Genomic DNA, 16,748 nt, shown 5'->3' on the forward strand with positions numbered 1-16,748 from the left:
TAAGCCTTTTAAACTCGCCCTTTGGGAGTTTATTAGCGAACAAATAACTGCTCAAAATTAAAGAAATATAGAAAAACTATGTTTAAATAATTTAGCTTGTTCTAGGCTCGCTAATACAACTCTAAGCTGATCAATTCATTAGTGTAATTGGTAGCATGCTTAGATTGTAACTCAAGACGACCACAGAAAAAGCTCTATTGGCTCATTTCTTTATCGATTTTTTATCAATTTTTTTTGGACGGCTAAGTTCGCTTAAAGAGTGACCGGCAGTAGCGTAGCTAAATTATCTAAGCGGGTTTATTTTCCTATTGAGATGGTCAAGTGCTCAAATTCTCTTACTTTATCGATGACAGCAACCACATCTTCATGACGAGTATTATAATTTGGAATCACTATGGCTGAGCTGCTGTCGTTTTTAGCGATAAAGTTTTCAATACGGGCCGGAACACGTTCAATATCGACAGGTTTGCCATTAAAAGTCACCATGCCAGAATCACTGATTCTGAGTACCATCGCTGGCGCAGATTGGCTTTGAGGTTTATTAATTTTAGGGCGATTAACCATTATTCCTTCTTCTTTGACAAAGGAGGTGGTGACGATAAAAAAGATTAACAAAATAAAGACTATATCGAGCATAGGTGTCATATCGACTTCGGAGTTTTCAACTTCTGAGCGAATTTTTCTTGCAGACATATTTCTTCCTTTGAATTATTTGAGTTACTAGTTTTTATTTTTGTATGAAAAACGAACACGGGACTGACTATGTACGAAGAGTTACGTAGAGTCAAATAAATATACGAAATAAATCGTAGTAAGGTTTTTTATATTTTAGCGAGTAGATTTAGTCATTTAGAGAGGTTAGAGCAAGACATCTTTAAGGGTGATTTTTCCGTCTTTATTGGCCTTACTCATTTGTGCCATAAATAATTCGGCGGTGGCAATCGCATCATTGAGGGCATTATGGCCATGGTGCTCTGGCAGTTGCATTTTATGCCGTAAATTGGCAAGGCGTAATTCCGATGGGTCATAAGCAACGTCGCGTTTATCCAAGCGGCGTTTAGCCAGTGCCAAGGTGTCTATCATAGGAAAAATTGGCGCCATGCCATAAAGGTGATGACAAGCTTCAGTCAAAAATTGTTTTTCAATACGAGAAAAATGTACCAACATCACTTTACCGGCAAGTGCTTTAAGTAAAGCTTCAACTACTGTAGCTAAGGCTTGGCCTTGTTCTTTTTGGCTATCGGTAATGTGATGAATAATGACATTGCTTTCTTCAAGCTGAGCTTTAGTTTTGATGATTTGATGGTAACTGGACTTGAGAGACATTTGCTGCTGTTTAAGAGTAATAAAACCGACACTAAGCAATTTATCTTGCTTGGCATTTAGGCCGGTTGTTTCAAAGTCCACCGCCAAAATAGCTACTTTATCAATAGGGGTTGCCATACAAGGCATTGGCACGGATAAGAAGTCACGCAATGCGCCTGCAGGTGCTTTATTTAACAACAGCTTACGCTTAGCTTCATAACCAAGTAGCCAGCCGAACAGTGGTGAATTTGTCAAGGTTGTACTAGGCATTAATAGCTCGACTGTCTTGCATCTTGTAGGCTTTTAATGACCTTAAAGGCATCTTTAAGGTGTTCACGCTCTAACTTAGATATTTCTTTTGGTGACAAATAATTATCGGCAGTCTCACCGCGCATTAACTCTTTCGCTTGATGCTCCACTCTCAGCATTCCTAAAAACTCAAAAGCATCAATTAAGTTTTCTGCAGAGCCTCGGGTTAAAGAAGGTGTGCCAGCTGCCTGCTGAATTCGCTCTATGGTATTTACCGCACTAATACCTTCAGATAAAGCATAAATTCTGGCCAAATCGACCACTGGCGCGATGCCATTATGCTTTAAATCTAGCGTCGCTCTATGTTTACCATTTTGCTTTAAAACAAAGTCACGGAAAAATCCCAGTGGTGGTCGTAAATTTAAAGCATTTTTAGTTAAATGGGCAATAAATAGCGTACTATTTTGAGTTTTTATTAATAGCTGTTTTCTTACTTTATTAAGTAAAGCGACATCGCCATAAATGGTCTCTAAATCAAAGAATACGCAACTGTTGAGTAAGGCCTTCGGACAAGGTGTTTCTACCCAATCAGTAAAGTAGTTTTGCCAGATTTTTTGCGGTTTTCGCCATTTAGGGTTGGTTGCCATAATATCGCCAGGGCAGTAAATAAAACCACATTCGGCTAAACCATCACAAACAAAGGTAGCGAGACTTTCAAACCAAGCATCATCATAAGGTTTCATGGAGTTACAGATAATAATGGCATTATCTTGGTCTGAATGGGCGAGCTGTTCTTGCCTTGCTTGCGATCCCGCAGCAAGCCAAGCATAAGGCACCGGCGCTTGGCCATATTTGTATTCGGCCATTTCAATTAAACGTTTGGTGAAAGCCATGGTAATTGCGCTAATGCTTTTACCGACGTGATCGGCACTGCTGCCTAATTTTGCTAGGCGAATTTGTAACTTAGGCAATAACTGGCTGATTTCTTTTAGCTCGGTGAGGGTGTTTGCTTTGTGGATAATGCTCGATAAATTAATAGCATTATGGCCTTCATTATTAATCAAGTCTGTGACGGTAACCATACCGACAAGCTCATCATTTTTGGTGACCGGTAAGTGATGGATATGTTTAGCCGTCATCATCATCAAAGCGTCATAGGCGTTACTTTTTGCATCAATAGTGCACATATCTCGGGTCATAATTTCGCTGATAGCGGCACTGGTTGCTAACCCCGTAGCCACACAGCGGCGGCGAATATCTTTATCTGTGACAATGCCAACTGGGTTATCATCTTCGACCACCACTAGGCAAGAATAGCCTTGTTCATTCATTTGCATGGCGGCTTGCTGAATGGTTTGATTGGTACTAATACTCGCCACAGGGCTTTGATAAAAGTTACTGACCGCAGTATTCATTAAGGTGGAAGATAAAATAGCCTCTTCATTTACCTGAGTCATTTTATTTTTTAAGCGTTGGGCGGAGTTTTGACTAAAATAGTCACTAATGCTGGGGAAACGCCCACCTATATCCTGTAAAACAGTGGCTTCAACGCTGTAAATTAAGCAGTCTTCATCGGTATGTACTTGCAACTGGCTCGTGGTAGCCGTTTGACTGTTACTTTGTGCATTAGTCTCGGTATGGTAAAAAGCATCACACAAGTCTCCTTCACCCAAGCGGCTGACTAATTCACCGTCGGCAGAACGGCAGCTAATAGCACCTTTTCGCAAAATATATAATCTTGGCTCGTTAATGCCTTTTGGCGGAAGATAGTCGTCTTTTCTCACATAATTAATAGTTAGTTCCCGCACAAGGTGGGCAAGTACTTGCTTGGGCAAGCTATCAAAAGGCGGAATGCTGTGAATAAAAGTGCTAATTTCTGACAGTTCAGTATCCATATGTTTCCCGCTATTTAGCCCGTAAGAATCAATTATCTAGTGATATACCCGTTACCATTCAAAGTGCTCGATTTCAGTGGGAATTTAAATGACTTTAGGCAAGGAGAAGAACGTAAACATAGTCACTCTATATTTTTGTTCTTTAACGCGGCATAAAGTCTTTTAAAACCCATCGCAGAAGCGCTTGATCAACATCACTTCATCGTTACATCCATTTAAAATGGAATAACCATGGCTACATTGATATGCCTTGAATTGAAATTGCTCAAGCACTCTGAAACATGCATCTTGAATGGTAACGGGTATAGCATTAATCTAGAGTTTTGTTGTCGTATAGACAAGTGTTATCAGGAAAACCTAGACTAAAGTTGAGTATGGCAATCAATATTTTAACAGCCTAGGGTAGATCTTTAGCTCTGCTAAGCACATTGCATTGGTAATCACTTTTTATATGTCCAGAGTGAATATACAAGACTAACATTAGACTAATTACTCAGGTTTCATCCTAGCTCCAGCCTTTTTCATCAATCTAGACTAAAGGCTAATACCCGGCCAAAAAAAAGCTTGTTAGATTGATTAACAGGTAAAGTTGAATATGGATTTTTGCCACTGTTCGCGCTCTTTAGCCAATTTTGACAGAAATCTATATCCACACTTTTACTAAAACGTTCACTAAAATTATTACAACTTCTTTTTATTAAGAAATGCGTCAAAGCGCAATAAAAATATAATACGCTAATTAACGCTATACATTCGCTAGGAGAACATCGTGGAAGAAAATAAAGAAACCTATTGGTCGGAAAATCTTCGCCTGATCTTTATCTGTCTTACAATCTGGTTTATCGTTTCATTTGGTTTAGGTTTGTTGCTTGTTGAACCATTAAATGAAATACGTCTAGGTGGCTACAAACTTGGTTTTTGGTTTGCACAGCAAGGCTCTATTTACTCATTTTTAGGTTTGATCTTTTGGTATGGTGCCAAAATGAATAAGCTTGATAAAAAATATCACGCGGAGGGTTAAGAGATGGAAGAACTAAAACTTTATACTTACATCGCAGTATTTGGCACCTTCGCCTTATATTTTGCTATTGCTTGGTGGGCTCGTGCGGGTTCAACCAGTGATTTTTACGTAGCGGGTGGTGGCATAACGCCATTACAAAATGGTATGGCAATTGGCGCCGATTGGATGAGTGCTGCGTCATTCATTTCCATGGCTGGTATGATTGCCTTTATGGGATACGGCGGCTCAGTATTCTTAATGGGTTGGACTGGTGGTTATGTATTACTGGCATTGCTTTTAGCGCCATACATGCGTAAACACGGTAAATTTACCGTTCCTGAGTTCATTTTTGATAGATATTATTCTAAAACTGCCCGTGTTGTTGCGGTAGCTTGTTTAATCATCGCATCATTAACTTACATTATCGGCCAAATGAAAGGTGTCGGTGTTGCTTTCTCTCGCTTCTTAGAAGTTGATTACGGGATAGGCTTAGGCATAGGCATGTTTGTTGTTTGGGTATATGCAGTGTTAGGTGGCATGAAAGGCATTACTTACACACAAATTGCGCAATATGTAGTAATGATCTTTGCTTACACTATTCCTGCGGTATTTATTTCATTACAACTTACTGGTAATCCAATTCCACAATTAGGTTTAGGTAGTACCCTTGCCGATGGTAGTGGTGTTTATTTGCTTGATAAGTTAGATATGGTTGTTACAGATTTAGGCTTCAAAGAATACACCACAGATAACCTAGGTGGTACAGTGAATATGTTCGCTTATACTATCTCTTTGATGATTGGTACTGCGGGTCTTCCTCATGTAATTATGCGCTTCTTTACTGTACCTTCAGTACAAGCAGCACGTGCTTCAGCGGGTTATGCCTTAGTTTGTATCGCCTTGCTTTACACTGTTGCTCCTGCAGTTGGCGCTATGGCTCGTCTTAACTTGATGAATACTATTGAACCTGTCGCGGGTCAAAATCTTGAGTATGCTGAACGTCCACAATGGTTTAAAGATTGGGAAAAAACTGGTCTATTAAAGTATGAAGACAAAAATGGCGACGGTAGAATTCAATACACAGCGGATGCTAAAACTAATGAAATGGTGAAAGTTGACCGTGACATTATGGTATTAGCTAACCCTGCTATTGCGAACTTACCTAACTGGGTTATTGCCTTGGTTGCCGCGGGTGGTTTAGCTGCAGCGCTATCAACCGCCGCTGGTTTGTTATTGGCAATATCCTCATCCATCTCACATGATTTAATGAAAGGTATATTAACACCGGATCTGTCGGAGAAAAATGAGTTGCTGGCTGGTCGAGTAGTCATGACCATAGCGATTATTGTCTCGGGTTACCTTGGTTTAAATCCGCCTGGCTTTGCCGCAGGAACGGTCGCCTTAGCCTTTGGTTTAGCGGCATCCAGTATCTTCCCTGCGCTAATGATGGGTATCTTCTCTAAGAAGATGAGTGGTACAGCAGCCGTTGCAGGTATGTGTTCAGGTATCGGCATAACTATGCTGTATGTGTTCCAACATAAAGGCATTATGTTTATCCCAGGTACTTCGTTCCTAGGTGATATGGGTCCAAACTGGTTCTTCGGTATTTCGCCTAACGCTTTTGGTGCGGTCGGTGCATTAGTTAACTTTATCGTAGCTTTTGCAGTACTTAGAGTTACGGGTCCAGCACCAGCACATATCCAAGCAATGGTAGAGAACATGCGTATTCCAGGAAATGTTAGTGCAGCACACGATCACTAGAATATTAAGTGATTAGACGTGAATTAGGTCACGTCAAGATAAACTAAAAGGCTAGACGACTGTTGCTCCCAAAGTCGCTAGCCTTTCTTTTTCTGCCGCGATTTGGTTTAATGTCTTTAGTAAACCAATGTTTTTTTTTAAAGAAAAAGTATAAGAAGATACCCTATGAATAAACACACTAGACTTGCTTTTATGGTTGCTCCTTTTCTCGCTATTATTGGTTTTATTGGCGCGGATTATTATGAAGAGGCAGAAGCTGATGGTAATAAACTCATTCAATTATCGCAGGAAGGACACTGTGATATTGTGAATAAAAATTGTGTGCTGAGCTCAGGTGAATTTAAAGTAAACATTTCTGATAACGCAGGTGTTACTGAAGTTAACTCAACTTTTCCGTTAGATAGTGCCACCCTATTTTTGGTCGATAAAAGCGATAACATGACGCCTTATCCACTAGGTATGCAAAAAAGTCCTTATTATTGGCGCAGTAATACACCAATAGGTGAGCTGGTAGCTAATAAAGGCGATAGTTATAGATTACGTTTAATCGCCAATATTAAAGGTGGCCAGTACATCAGTGAGTTTTATACACAAACAGTGAAGTAAGCCAATCACTTTACGGGTAAGTAACATAAAGGATAGTAAGAACAGACCCTAGTATTGCGATAAAAAGCAGCTATAATTTTAAGTTGGTGTTCAATTGGTATAACGTCTAAAAACAATTAAGGGATTAATTTATGCAATATTTAGTCGATGATTTTATAAGGATGAATCAAGCAGGACAAGTACTGGCATTATGTGAAAAATACTATCATGATGATGTCACTATGCTCAGTGATGGAGAACTGTTTGCTCAATCAATGTCTGAAGCCTATGAAAGACAAAAAGGCTTTGTCGCCTCCATTGAATCCTTTGATATCCAACTTATCTCTCAGCAACTTAAGGGTAATATTAGTGAGCTGGTCTTTTTCTATAAAATGATAGGTACTGATGAAACCTTAAATGAATTTACCGGCAAACATATTCAAACTTGGCAAGATAATAAAATAATTTATGAAGAATACCTAACCGTCTAGCTTAATAATCAATTCAAACAAACTATCACCACCACTTCCAAGTCAAAGCTATAACAAAAATCTAGTACAGCATAGGGAGTTTACCTAGAGTAAACTCCCTCATCTTGCTTAATATCTCTTGATAACCTTGCGCTGACGCTCTTCATTTTACGGTTAACTGCGCTAATTTTGTAGTGCGAAGAGCCCGTAAAATTAGAACATTACACAGCATTACAACCTATTGATATTCAGTTGAGTATGCGTAAAACTAAACGATAATATTTCTTAATTTTCATTGTTTAGTTGTACGCATACGTGGTGAAAGATAGCTATGCTTTGAGCGATAGCGCCATTTACTGCAAGTTTATGCTGAAACTAGTTGAAAATTTACTACGTCATTCATTTTTTATTATTAATATAGCTAGCTTTCAGGAGAAGGTATGTCTGCTATTAGACCGACAGTAAGACCCAAACATACCATTTTATTTAAGTTTTCCTTTGGCCTGAGTCTGTTATTTGTAGTGATGCTCGCGGCAACTTATATGGTGGTCGATCTCGTCGCTAAGGAATATTTAGTTGATAAAAATAAGGAATTGATTGGTGAGACTGGTTCTCGAATCGTATCAGAGATATCACTACGCATTAGTATTGCGGAAACCTTAACTCGAAATTTGGCCGCTGCAGGGGAAACCTTGCCGAAAGAGCCAAAACTGTTCCACAAAGTTATTCCTCAAATGCTTGCTATGCAAGAAAGCCAAGACTTTATTGTCGGCGGTGGCGTCTGGCCTGAGCCTGGACACTTTACTCCAGGCAAAGAGCAACGTAGCTTCTTTTGGGGGCGAGACAGCTCAGGTAAGTTGCAATATTTCGACCAATATAATGATGCCGATAGTACAGGTTATCATAACGAAGAATGGTATGTGCCAGGTCGCTATAGCAAGCCCGGAGAGTGTCTCTGGTCTAAGTCTTATATGGACCCATATACTTTGGCGCCGATGGTAACCTGTACCGTGCCAATGTTCGATCAGCAACAGTTTTCGGGTAATGCTACGGTTGATGTCAGCCTGCAACAGCTGAAGAGTATATTACGCGAAGGTAGCGCTAAGCTTGGCGGCTATGCTTATGCCGTTGATCGTAATAATAAATTTTTGTCATTTCCCGATGACCAGCTAACTAAAACAACCAATCGAGATAATAATAATCTTACTCAAGAGTATATTACGGTAAATCAGCTAGCAGAAAAACTTGATTCATTTCAGCCTGTTGCTGATGTGTTAACTGAAATAAATCAATCTTTGATTCAGTCTGTTGTAGAGAAAAATAGGCGACTGGCTGAGGGTATTGCTGAGCAAAGCAAACAAATATCTTCCATAGACGCACAATTAATTGTCGCTAATATGTTGATGCTACGAGATCAGCATGACAAGCTTCGCTCTACAACGATTTCGGTGATCAGTCAGCAAGACTTCATACTCGGTGAGCCAGTAAACGTGTCGGTATTTATCATGCCAAAAACCTTATGGAAAATAATTGTCGTCACACCTCAACAAGTGGCGATAAATAGCGCCAGTAAGGTGGCTAATTTGATCTTAATATTGCTTTTCGCCATCATGATTGTCGCGGCTTTTTTCGGTTTTATTTATTGTCGACGCAGTTTAATTGTCCCTATGTATCGAATGGTCAACCAACTGCAGAAATCGGTAGCAGATGGCGAGCATACTCAGACAGAGTTGCTCGATGATCGCAGAAAAGATGAATTCGGCTTGTTGGCTTATTACTTTAACCAAGCAGAACATAAACTGAAGCATTTGGCACTGCATGATTCACTGACGGGTTTGCCTAATCGGTTATTATTTCAAGATAGGTTACAGCAGGCGGTAGCAATGGCTAAACGTCACGATCATAAATTTGCTGTCTTCTTTATGGATTTAGACAACTTCAAGATAATAAATGACACCATGGGTCATGAAGCTGGCGATGAATTACTTAAAGAAGTGGCGTTAAGGCTCGCTGGTACCGGGAGAAAAATGGATACGGTAGCAAGGTTAGGTGGAGATGAGTTTGCTTTCATTATCAATAAGGTTAATGGCATTGAAGACGCAGTGAGTTTTGCTCGTCGACTCAATAAGTTATTGAAAACACCAATAACAGTGAATGGTCACAATATTAATATGGGCAGTAGCATAGGGGTAACACTTTGTCCTGATGATGCTGATAATAGTGAGGAGCTACTTCGAAATGCCGATATTGCCATGTATCAGGCGAAGGATAATGGTCGTAATACCACCTGCTTCTTTACTCGTGAGATGAATGTTAGATTGCAGCAAAACAAGGAAATTTTGACTGATTTAGCCGAGTCTTTACTGCAAGGTCATTTTGAACTCTACTATCAACCGCTCTTTACTATTGACCATAAGACACTTGTTGGTGCTGAGGCATTGATACGTTGGCATCACCCAGAGAAAGGTATGATCCCGCCGGATAAGTTTATTGCTGTTGCTGAGCAGAGTGGACTGATCAATGAATTGGGCGATTGGGTCTTGGCACAGGCATGTCGTGAAATAAAAACCTTTGTAAATGTCGGGATTGTCGATATTAAGGTAGCGATTAACATTTCACCGGTACAATTTAGACGTAAAGATTTTTTACAACATATGCTGCTAATTTTAGAGCAGCATGATGTTAGCAGCAACTTTATCGAACTTGAAATCACCGAAGGCGCGGTGATGGATAATGTTGATCAAGCTATAGATATGATGAAGGCTTTACATGATGCTGGCTTTCAGTTGGCAATGGATGATTTTGGTACCGGTTATTCCTCGCTGAGTTATTTGAAGCGCTTTCCGATTCAAAAAGTGAAAATAGACCGTAGTTTTATTACTGATCTTGAGAATGACGATGATAGTAAATCGATTGCCACAGCTATTATTCAGATGAGCCACTCATTGGGCTTAGATGTACTGGCCGAAGGTGTAGAAACAGAGGCGCAGCTGCAATATCTTCAGGGCGAAAAGTGTGATTATGTGCAGGGTTATTATACCGGCAGACCTATGCCAGCCAGCCAATTTATCGAAAAATTTAGGCGAGTAAAGGACACTAGTCTAGCCAATGAAGCGGCGGTATCAATCATAACGACTTGAGCAAAACGCTGCTATTAAGGAACTATGGCGGCCAAGCACTCCCAGATATTAAAGAATTAAGGGGGTATAGAGTCGATATAGGCTCTATATCCATAAAACTTCGGCTAAAGCTAATCATTCTTACATTCACTAGCCCCTAATTATTCCTAAATTAACTACTCAACAAACCCTAAAAATTTAATGACAGAAGCACTCAGTTACCATTTGTTGACTGGTGCTCAGCTTATTTCTATTGTGTCAGCACTTGCACCGTGTCAGTGCCGCTTAGTCATCACCTTAGTGCAAAAAGGTAAAAATAGCGGAAGGCCTTTATTCTAAATCCTTGTTATTCAAGTAGATAACCTTTTGGCACTTAGCTTGCTCTATATATGTCATGTTGAATAAAACCTTGCTGGCAAAAGAAGCCTTAACTTAAGTCTCAAGCAAAGCGTTTTATTCTATTCTCGCACTATGAGTAGGATTGTCCTTATGAAAACAGATAAACAGCTGTTGAGCAAAGCTAAAATTGTTGTGGTTGGTAATGGCATGGTTGGCCATCACTTTGTTGAAGAAATGGCTAAAAATTCAGATTATCAAATAACAGTTTTATCTGCTGAATCAAGATTAGCATACGATCGTGTTTATTTATCTTCATACTTTGCAGGTAAAACTGCAGATGATCTCGCCCTGACCACGCCTGAGCATTATGATGAGTTAGGGGTTACTTTTAAAACTAATGCCAAAGTAACCAATATTGATAAGTCAGCTAAAGTAGTCACTACTGAAAGCGGTGACTGTTTTGAATATGACAAACTTATTTTAGCTACTGGTTCATATCCATTTGTGCCACCTATTCCTGGTGGCGATGTTGAACATAGCTTAGTTTACCGTACCATTGATGACTTAGAAGCGATTCAAGCCAGTGCTGACGTTAGTAAAGTTGGTGTTGTTATTGGTGGTGGTCTGCTTGGCTTAGAGGCAGCAAAAGCGGTAAAAGAGCTTGGCTTAGAAACACATGTTGTTGAATTTGCTCCACAGTTAATGGGTGTACAAGTTGATGGCGGCGGTGGTCGTTTATTAAAAACAAAAATCGAAGAGCTAGGTGTGCAAGTGCATACATCAAAAGCAACCAATGAAATTGTAGCGGGTGATAAGCACCGTTATAAATTATGTTTCAGCGACGGTACCGAACTTGAAACCGATTTAATTTTATTCTCAGCGGGTATTCGCCCTTATGACAACCTCGCCCGTGAGTTTGATCTTGAAATAGGTCAGCGTGGCGGTATTGTTATTGATAACCAATGTAAAACCTCAGACGCTGATATTTATGCAATCGGTGAGTGTGCCTTATGGAATAACTTTATCTATGGTTTAGTTGCACCCGGTTACAGCATGGCTAAAGTTGCCGTTAAAGATATCTGTGGCGAAGAAGCTGAGTTTACCGGTGCTGATATGAGTACTAAATTAAAACTCATGGGTGTTGAAGTTGGCTCTATTGGTGACGCCCACGCTAAAACGGAAGGTTCATTAACTTATACCTATGAAAACCAACCTGAAGGCGTTTATAAGAAAATAGTGGTATCGAGCGATAAAAAAGCCTTACTTGGTGCAGTGCTTATTGGTGATACCAGTGAATACGATACCTTATTGCAATATATGCTTAATGCCATTGAATTACCGGAATCACCTGAAGGTCTAATTCTGCCAATGGCGGCAGATAAGCCTACTTTAGGTGTTGATGCCTTACCTGATACTGCCACTATTTGTTCATGTCATAACGTTACTAAAGGCGACATTATTGCCGCGATTGATTGTGGCGCCGTTGATGTTGGTCAAGTGAAAAGCGGCACTAAAGCCGGCTCAGGTTGTGGTGGTTGTGCAGCCTTAGTTAAAAGTGTTGCCGATAACGAGTTTGAAAAACGCGGTGTTGAAGTTAAAAAAGACATCTGTGAACATTTTGCTTATTCACGTAAAGAGCTGTTTGACATTGTCAGTGTTGAAAAAATCAAAACCTTTGATGAGCTACTTAGCTCACACGGTCGTGGTTTAGGTTGTGAAATTTGTAAACCGGTAGCGGGTTCAGTACTGGCGTCAGTTTGGAATGACTACATTCTTAAAAAACCACATTTATCACTACAAGATACCAATGATACTTACCTAGGTAATATGCAAAAAGATGGTACCTATTCAGTGGTACCACGTATTGCTGGTGGTGAGATCACTCCGGATAAACTTATCGTTTTAGGGCAAGTTGCCAAGAAATATAACTTGTATACCAAAATTACTGGTGGCGCACGTGTAGATTTATTCGGTGCGCGTGTTGAACAATTACCACCCATTTGGAAAGAGTTAGTTGATGCTGGTTTTGAAACCGGCCACGCCTACGGTAAATCATTACGTACCGTTAAATCATGTGTTGGTTCTACTTGGTGTCGTTACGGCGTGCAAGATAGCATGAGCATGGCCATCGATTTAGAAAACAGATACAAAGGTTTACGTGCACCACATAAGATTAAATTTGGTGTCTCAGGTTGTACCCGCGAATGTGCTGAAGCACAAGGTAAAGACATAGGAATTATCGCCACTGAAAATGGTTGGAACCTTTTTGTCGGCGGTAACGGTGGTATGAAACCACGTCACGGTGATTTATTTGCCACCGATTTAGATGATGAAACCTTAGTAAAATATGTTGATCGAATTTTAATGTTCTACGTACAAACGGGTGACAGATTACAACGTACTTCAGTTTGGATGGATAACTTAGAAGGCGGCTTAACTTACTTACAAGACGTTATCATGAAAGACAGCTTAGGTATTACCGACGCGCTAGAAGAGCAAATGGCGGCAATTGTTGGTAGTTATCAATGTGAATGGAAAACGACTTTGGAAGACCCTGAAGCATTAAAACGTTTCCAACCTTTTGTTAACTCTGACAAAAGTGATAGCAATATCCAGTTTGTTACCGAGCGTGAGCAAATTCGTCCAGCACGTGGTGAAGAGAAAATTGCCGTAACCTTTATCCCATCTGTAGAAAATGATGCTACAGAAAAAGAAGCAGTAGCTGAAGAAGTTTAAGAGGAGCACAAAAAATGACTACAACAAATACAGAAAAAACATGGCGCACAATTTGTGACTCAAGTGACTTAGTAAAAGATTCAGGTATTTGCGCGTTACTTGCTAATGAAGCCGGTAACGAAGAACAAATTGCTATTTTTCACCTACCGAACAGCGAAGATAAAATATATGCCGTTGGCAACTACGACCCTATCGGTAAAGCCAATGTTTTATATCGCGGCATTGTTGGCTGTATTGCCGATGAACCCGTTGTTGCTTCGCCGTTATACAAACAACATTTTTCATTAAAGACAGGTCGTTGTTTGCAAGAAGAGCAGAGTATTTCGGTTTACCCGATTCGTATTGAAAATGAGCAAGTACAAGTACTTTATTAACTTGTTTTTATCTCGTATTCATTAATACATTATTTAGAATTAGGTAGGAGTTCAGTATGAGTTTATTAACCGCTGATTCACCATATGTTTCACTTGAGAGTGAAAAAAAGATGCCGTCACTGATCCAGAGTACCTGTGCCTATTGTGGTGTTGGTTGTGGTGTTGATATTGGTATAGCTGATGGCAAAGCAACATCATTAACTGGCTCAGCTGATCATCCGGCCAACTATGGCAAGCTATGTGTAAAAGGCAGTAACTTACTCAATACCATCGATTTAACTAATCGCTTGTTAGTGCCTGAAATTTCAGGAGAACAGGTTAGTTGGCAGCAAGCTACTGATTATGTGGCGGATAAATTCAGCGATATTATTAAAAATCACGGTAAAGATGCCGTTGCTTTTTATGTCTCAGGTCAGCTCTTGACCGAAGACTACTATTTGGCTAATAAATTGATGAAGGGTTATATCGGCTCAGGCAATATCGATACTAATTCTAGATTATGCATGTCCTCAGCAGTTTCTGCTTATAAACGCGCGTTTGGCGAAGACGTGGTGCCTTGTAGTTATCAAGATCTTGAGCAAACCGACTTGTTATTACTGACAGGCTCGAATGCCGCCTGGACACATCCTGTGTTGTATCAACGTATTGAGCGCGCTAAAAAGATCAATCCGGCAATGAAAGTTGTAGTGCTTGATCCAAGAAAAACAGCTACTTGTGAACTAGCCGATAACTTCATTCAATTAAAGCCTGGCAGTGACGGTGCGTTTTTTAATGGTCTGTTGAATTATTTGGCTGAAAATGGCGGTTTAGATGCTGATTATATCGACGAATTCACCGAAGGTTTTGAAGAAACGCTAACGCATGCAGCTATGTGGTCAGTAGATAAAGTGGCTGAATATTGTCAAGTTAGTGCGGAAGAGTTAACGACTGTTTATCAGTTGTTTTGCCAGAGTAAAAAGGCGCTAACTTTCTATTCTATGGGCGTTAATCAATCTTCTTCTGGCGTAGATAAGTGCCAGAGTATTATTAACTGTCATTTAGCCAGCGGAAAAATGGCTAAAACGGGTTGTGGCCCGTTTTCAATTACTGGACAACCTAATGCCATGGGCGGTAGGGAAGTAGGTGGCTTAGCCAATCAACTCGCAGCTCACATGGATATTGATAATCCACTGCACCAAGATAAAGTACAGCGCTTTTGGCAATCACCAACCATGGCAAATAAACAAGGTGCTAAGGCCGTGGAGATGTTTGACAAAATCGCCACGGGAGAAATTAAAGCGGTATGGGTAATGGCAACCAATCCTATGGTGAGCTTGCCTGATCGCGACAAAATTGCCGCGGCGCTGAAAAAGTGTCAGTTAGTAGTCGTATCAGATTGTGTTGAAGAAAATGATACCTTAGCCTTTGCCGACGTGAAATTACCAGCAACACCTTGGTTAGAAAAAAATGGCACAGTAACTAATTCAGAGCGTCGTATATCTCGTCAACGCAATGCCGTCGCACCTGCAGGTCAAGCAAAACATGATTGGCAAATTATCCGTGATGTAGCGCAAAGCATGGGCTTTGCCGGTTTTGATTTCGAAGATGTTAGCGATGTTTTTAACGAACATGCCCGTTTAACCAGTTTTGAAAATAATGGTGAACGTCTGCTTGATTTGTCTGGCTTGAGTCAGTTAACGGCGCAGGAATACCATGAGTTGACACCGATACAATGGCCGGTTAACGAGCAATACCCGCAAGGTTGTGATCGGGTTTATGCCGATGGTAAATTCAATACCGCTACCGGTAAAGCGCAATTTATTGCCGTGACTCCCCAATTACCAATACAGAGAACTTCCGAGAAATTTCCTTTTGTGCTTAACAGTGGTCGAATGCGCGATCAATGGCATACGATGACTCGTACCGGAAAAACCAGTAAATTGTCAGCGCATACTGACAAACCGTATCTTTATCTTCACCCTAGTGATGCCAAGAACTTAGCAGTCGTTGATGACGATATGCTTAACATTACCGCCAGTACTGGCCAGGCGATTGCACACGTTAAGTTAGATGATAAACAGCGCGTGGGTGAGTGTTTTATGCCGATACATTGGAATAAAAGCTACGCCTCACATGCGAATGTTAGTGTCTTATATCAAGGTATTGTTGACCCTATTTCGGGCCAAGCTGAATGTAAGCAAGGTGCAGTTGCGTTAACTAAAAAAAGCTATCAGCAATATTTGAGTTTACACACATTCGCTAGCATAAGTGATGTAAATGAACTTGAAGTCTCGGCAGACTTTTGGTTAAAAAATAAAGCAGCTTATGGCAGTGCATACCAAACAGCCTTTGAAGAGCAGGTTGCAGATGCCTTGTTATGGTGTCAGCAAGCGACTAAATTATCGGGAGAGTGGTTGCAATTTAATCAAGGCGACCAGTCGTATATTGTCTGTTTGCAAGCAGGGAAGTTAGTCGCCTTAGCCTATTTTTCTAAAGAGTGGCCTAAGCTTGAAATGAGCTGGCTTGAACACGTTTTCAGTGAAGAAAAGCTAGAGTTTTCCACCATACAATCGTTATTATTGGGTATAGCCAGTGAAGAATTTAATCAAGGCAAACAAGTATGTAGTTGTTTTGCTGTCGGTGAAAAAACAATTAACCAAGCTATAGCGCAAGGTTGTGGCAGCGTTGAACAGCTGGGTGAAAAACTGCAATGTGGTACTAAGTGTGGTTCATGTAAACCTGAGTTAGCCAGTTTAATTCGACAACATGACATGGCGGTAGTCGCTGTCTAATCTAGACTCACTTACTCACTTACTCACTTACTCGGTGTAGCGCAAAGCGCCTCTGTGTCCTCGGTGGTAATTGTTTTTTCTATTTAAGTCGAAGAAAAACAAATTGTAAATCGCTTACTGTGATTTATTCATGTTTTACTAAAT

General features: G+C 40.3%; 11 protein-coding genes. 8 read left to right on the plus strand and 3 right to left on the minus strand.

The features are described 5' to 3' along the window. Positions 1–297 precede the first annotated feature (297 nt). From HRT55_RS03745 to HRT55_RS03755, 3 genes are all read right to left on the minus strand, one after another. On the minus strand, positions 298–693 hold the full coding sequence (locus HRT55_RS03745) for a biopolymer transporter ExbD (RefSeq protein WP_291619025.1): 396 nt from the start codon (positions 691–693) through the stop codon (positions 298–300). Between the two features lie 165 nt (positions 694–858). Next, positions 859–1,575 (minus strand): exonuclease domain-containing protein, encoded by a 717-nt coding sequence (locus HRT55_RS03750; protein WP_291619026.1) that lies wholly within the window; start codon positions 1,573–1,575, stop codon positions 859–861. Continuing rightward, positions 1,575–3,449 carry a putative nucleotidyltransferase substrate binding domain-containing protein gene (locus tag HRT55_RS03755; RefSeq protein ID WP_291619028.1) on the minus strand — a complete coding sequence of 625 codons (1,875 nt, stop codon included), beginning with the start codon at positions 3,447–3,449 and terminating at the stop codon, positions 1,575–1,577. Before HRT55_RS03755 ends, HRT55_RS03750 begins: the two co-directional genes overlap by 1 nt. A 766-nt stretch (positions 3,450–4,215) precedes the next feature. Between HRT55_RS03755 and HRT55_RS03760 the strand changes: the two genes are divergently transcribed. From HRT55_RS03760 to HRT55_RS03795, 8 genes are all read left to right on the plus strand, one after another. Further along, entirely contained in the window at positions 4,216–4,470 is a 255-nt protein-coding gene (locus tag HRT55_RS03760; RefSeq protein WP_367241197.1) for a DUF4212 domain-containing protein, read from the plus strand. A gap of 3 nt (positions 4,471–4,473) precedes the next feature. Then, positions 4,474–6,210: a sodium:solute symporter family protein gene (locus HRT55_RS03765; RefSeq protein WP_291619032.1), complete on the plus strand. Its 1,737-nt coding sequence runs from the start codon at positions 4,474–4,476 to the stop codon at positions 6,208–6,210. A 165-nt stretch (positions 6,211–6,375) separates the two neighbouring features. Beyond that, positions 6,376–6,816 carry a hypothetical protein gene (locus HRT55_RS03770; RefSeq protein ID WP_291619034.1) on the plus strand — a complete coding sequence of 147 codons (441 nt, stop codon included), beginning with the start codon at positions 6,376–6,378 and terminating at the stop codon, positions 6,814–6,816. 131 nt (positions 6,817–6,947) lie between these two features. Next, positions 6,948–7,286 (plus strand): hypothetical protein, encoded by a 339-nt coding sequence (locus HRT55_RS03775; RefSeq protein ID WP_291619036.1) that lies wholly within the window; start codon positions 6,948–6,950, stop codon positions 7,284–7,286. Between the two features lie 419 nt (positions 7,287–7,705). Beyond that, on the plus strand, positions 7,706–10,405 hold the full coding sequence (locus HRT55_RS03780; protein WP_291619038.1) for an EAL domain-containing protein: 2,700 nt from the start codon (positions 7,706–7,708) through the stop codon (positions 10,403–10,405). A 468-nt stretch (positions 10,406–10,873) separates the two neighbouring features. Next, a complete protein-coding gene (gene nirB / locus HRT55_RS03785; protein ID WP_291619040.1) occupies positions 10,874–13,459 on the plus strand; it encodes a nitrite reductase large subunit NirB in 2,586 nt (861 codons plus the stop codon). Positions 13,460–13,473: 14 nt separating this feature from the next. Beyond that, positions 13,474–13,833, plus strand: a complete 360-nt coding sequence (gene nirD, locus HRT55_RS03790; RefSeq protein ID WP_291619042.1) for a nitrite reductase small subunit NirD — start codon at positions 13,474–13,476, stop codon at positions 13,831–13,833. A 56-nt stretch (positions 13,834–13,889) separates the two neighbouring features. Then, positions 13,890–16,604, plus strand: coding sequence for a nitrate reductase (locus HRT55_RS03795; RefSeq protein ID WP_291619044.1), 2,715 nt, complete (start codon positions 13,890–13,892; stop codon positions 16,602–16,604). Positions 16,605–16,748 lie beyond the last annotated feature (144 nt).

Source organism: Colwellia sp. (assembly GCF_013214175.1).
In the GTDB taxonomy this organism is placed as follows: domain Bacteria; phylum Pseudomonadota; class Gammaproteobacteria; order Enterobacterales; family Alteromonadaceae; genus Colwellia.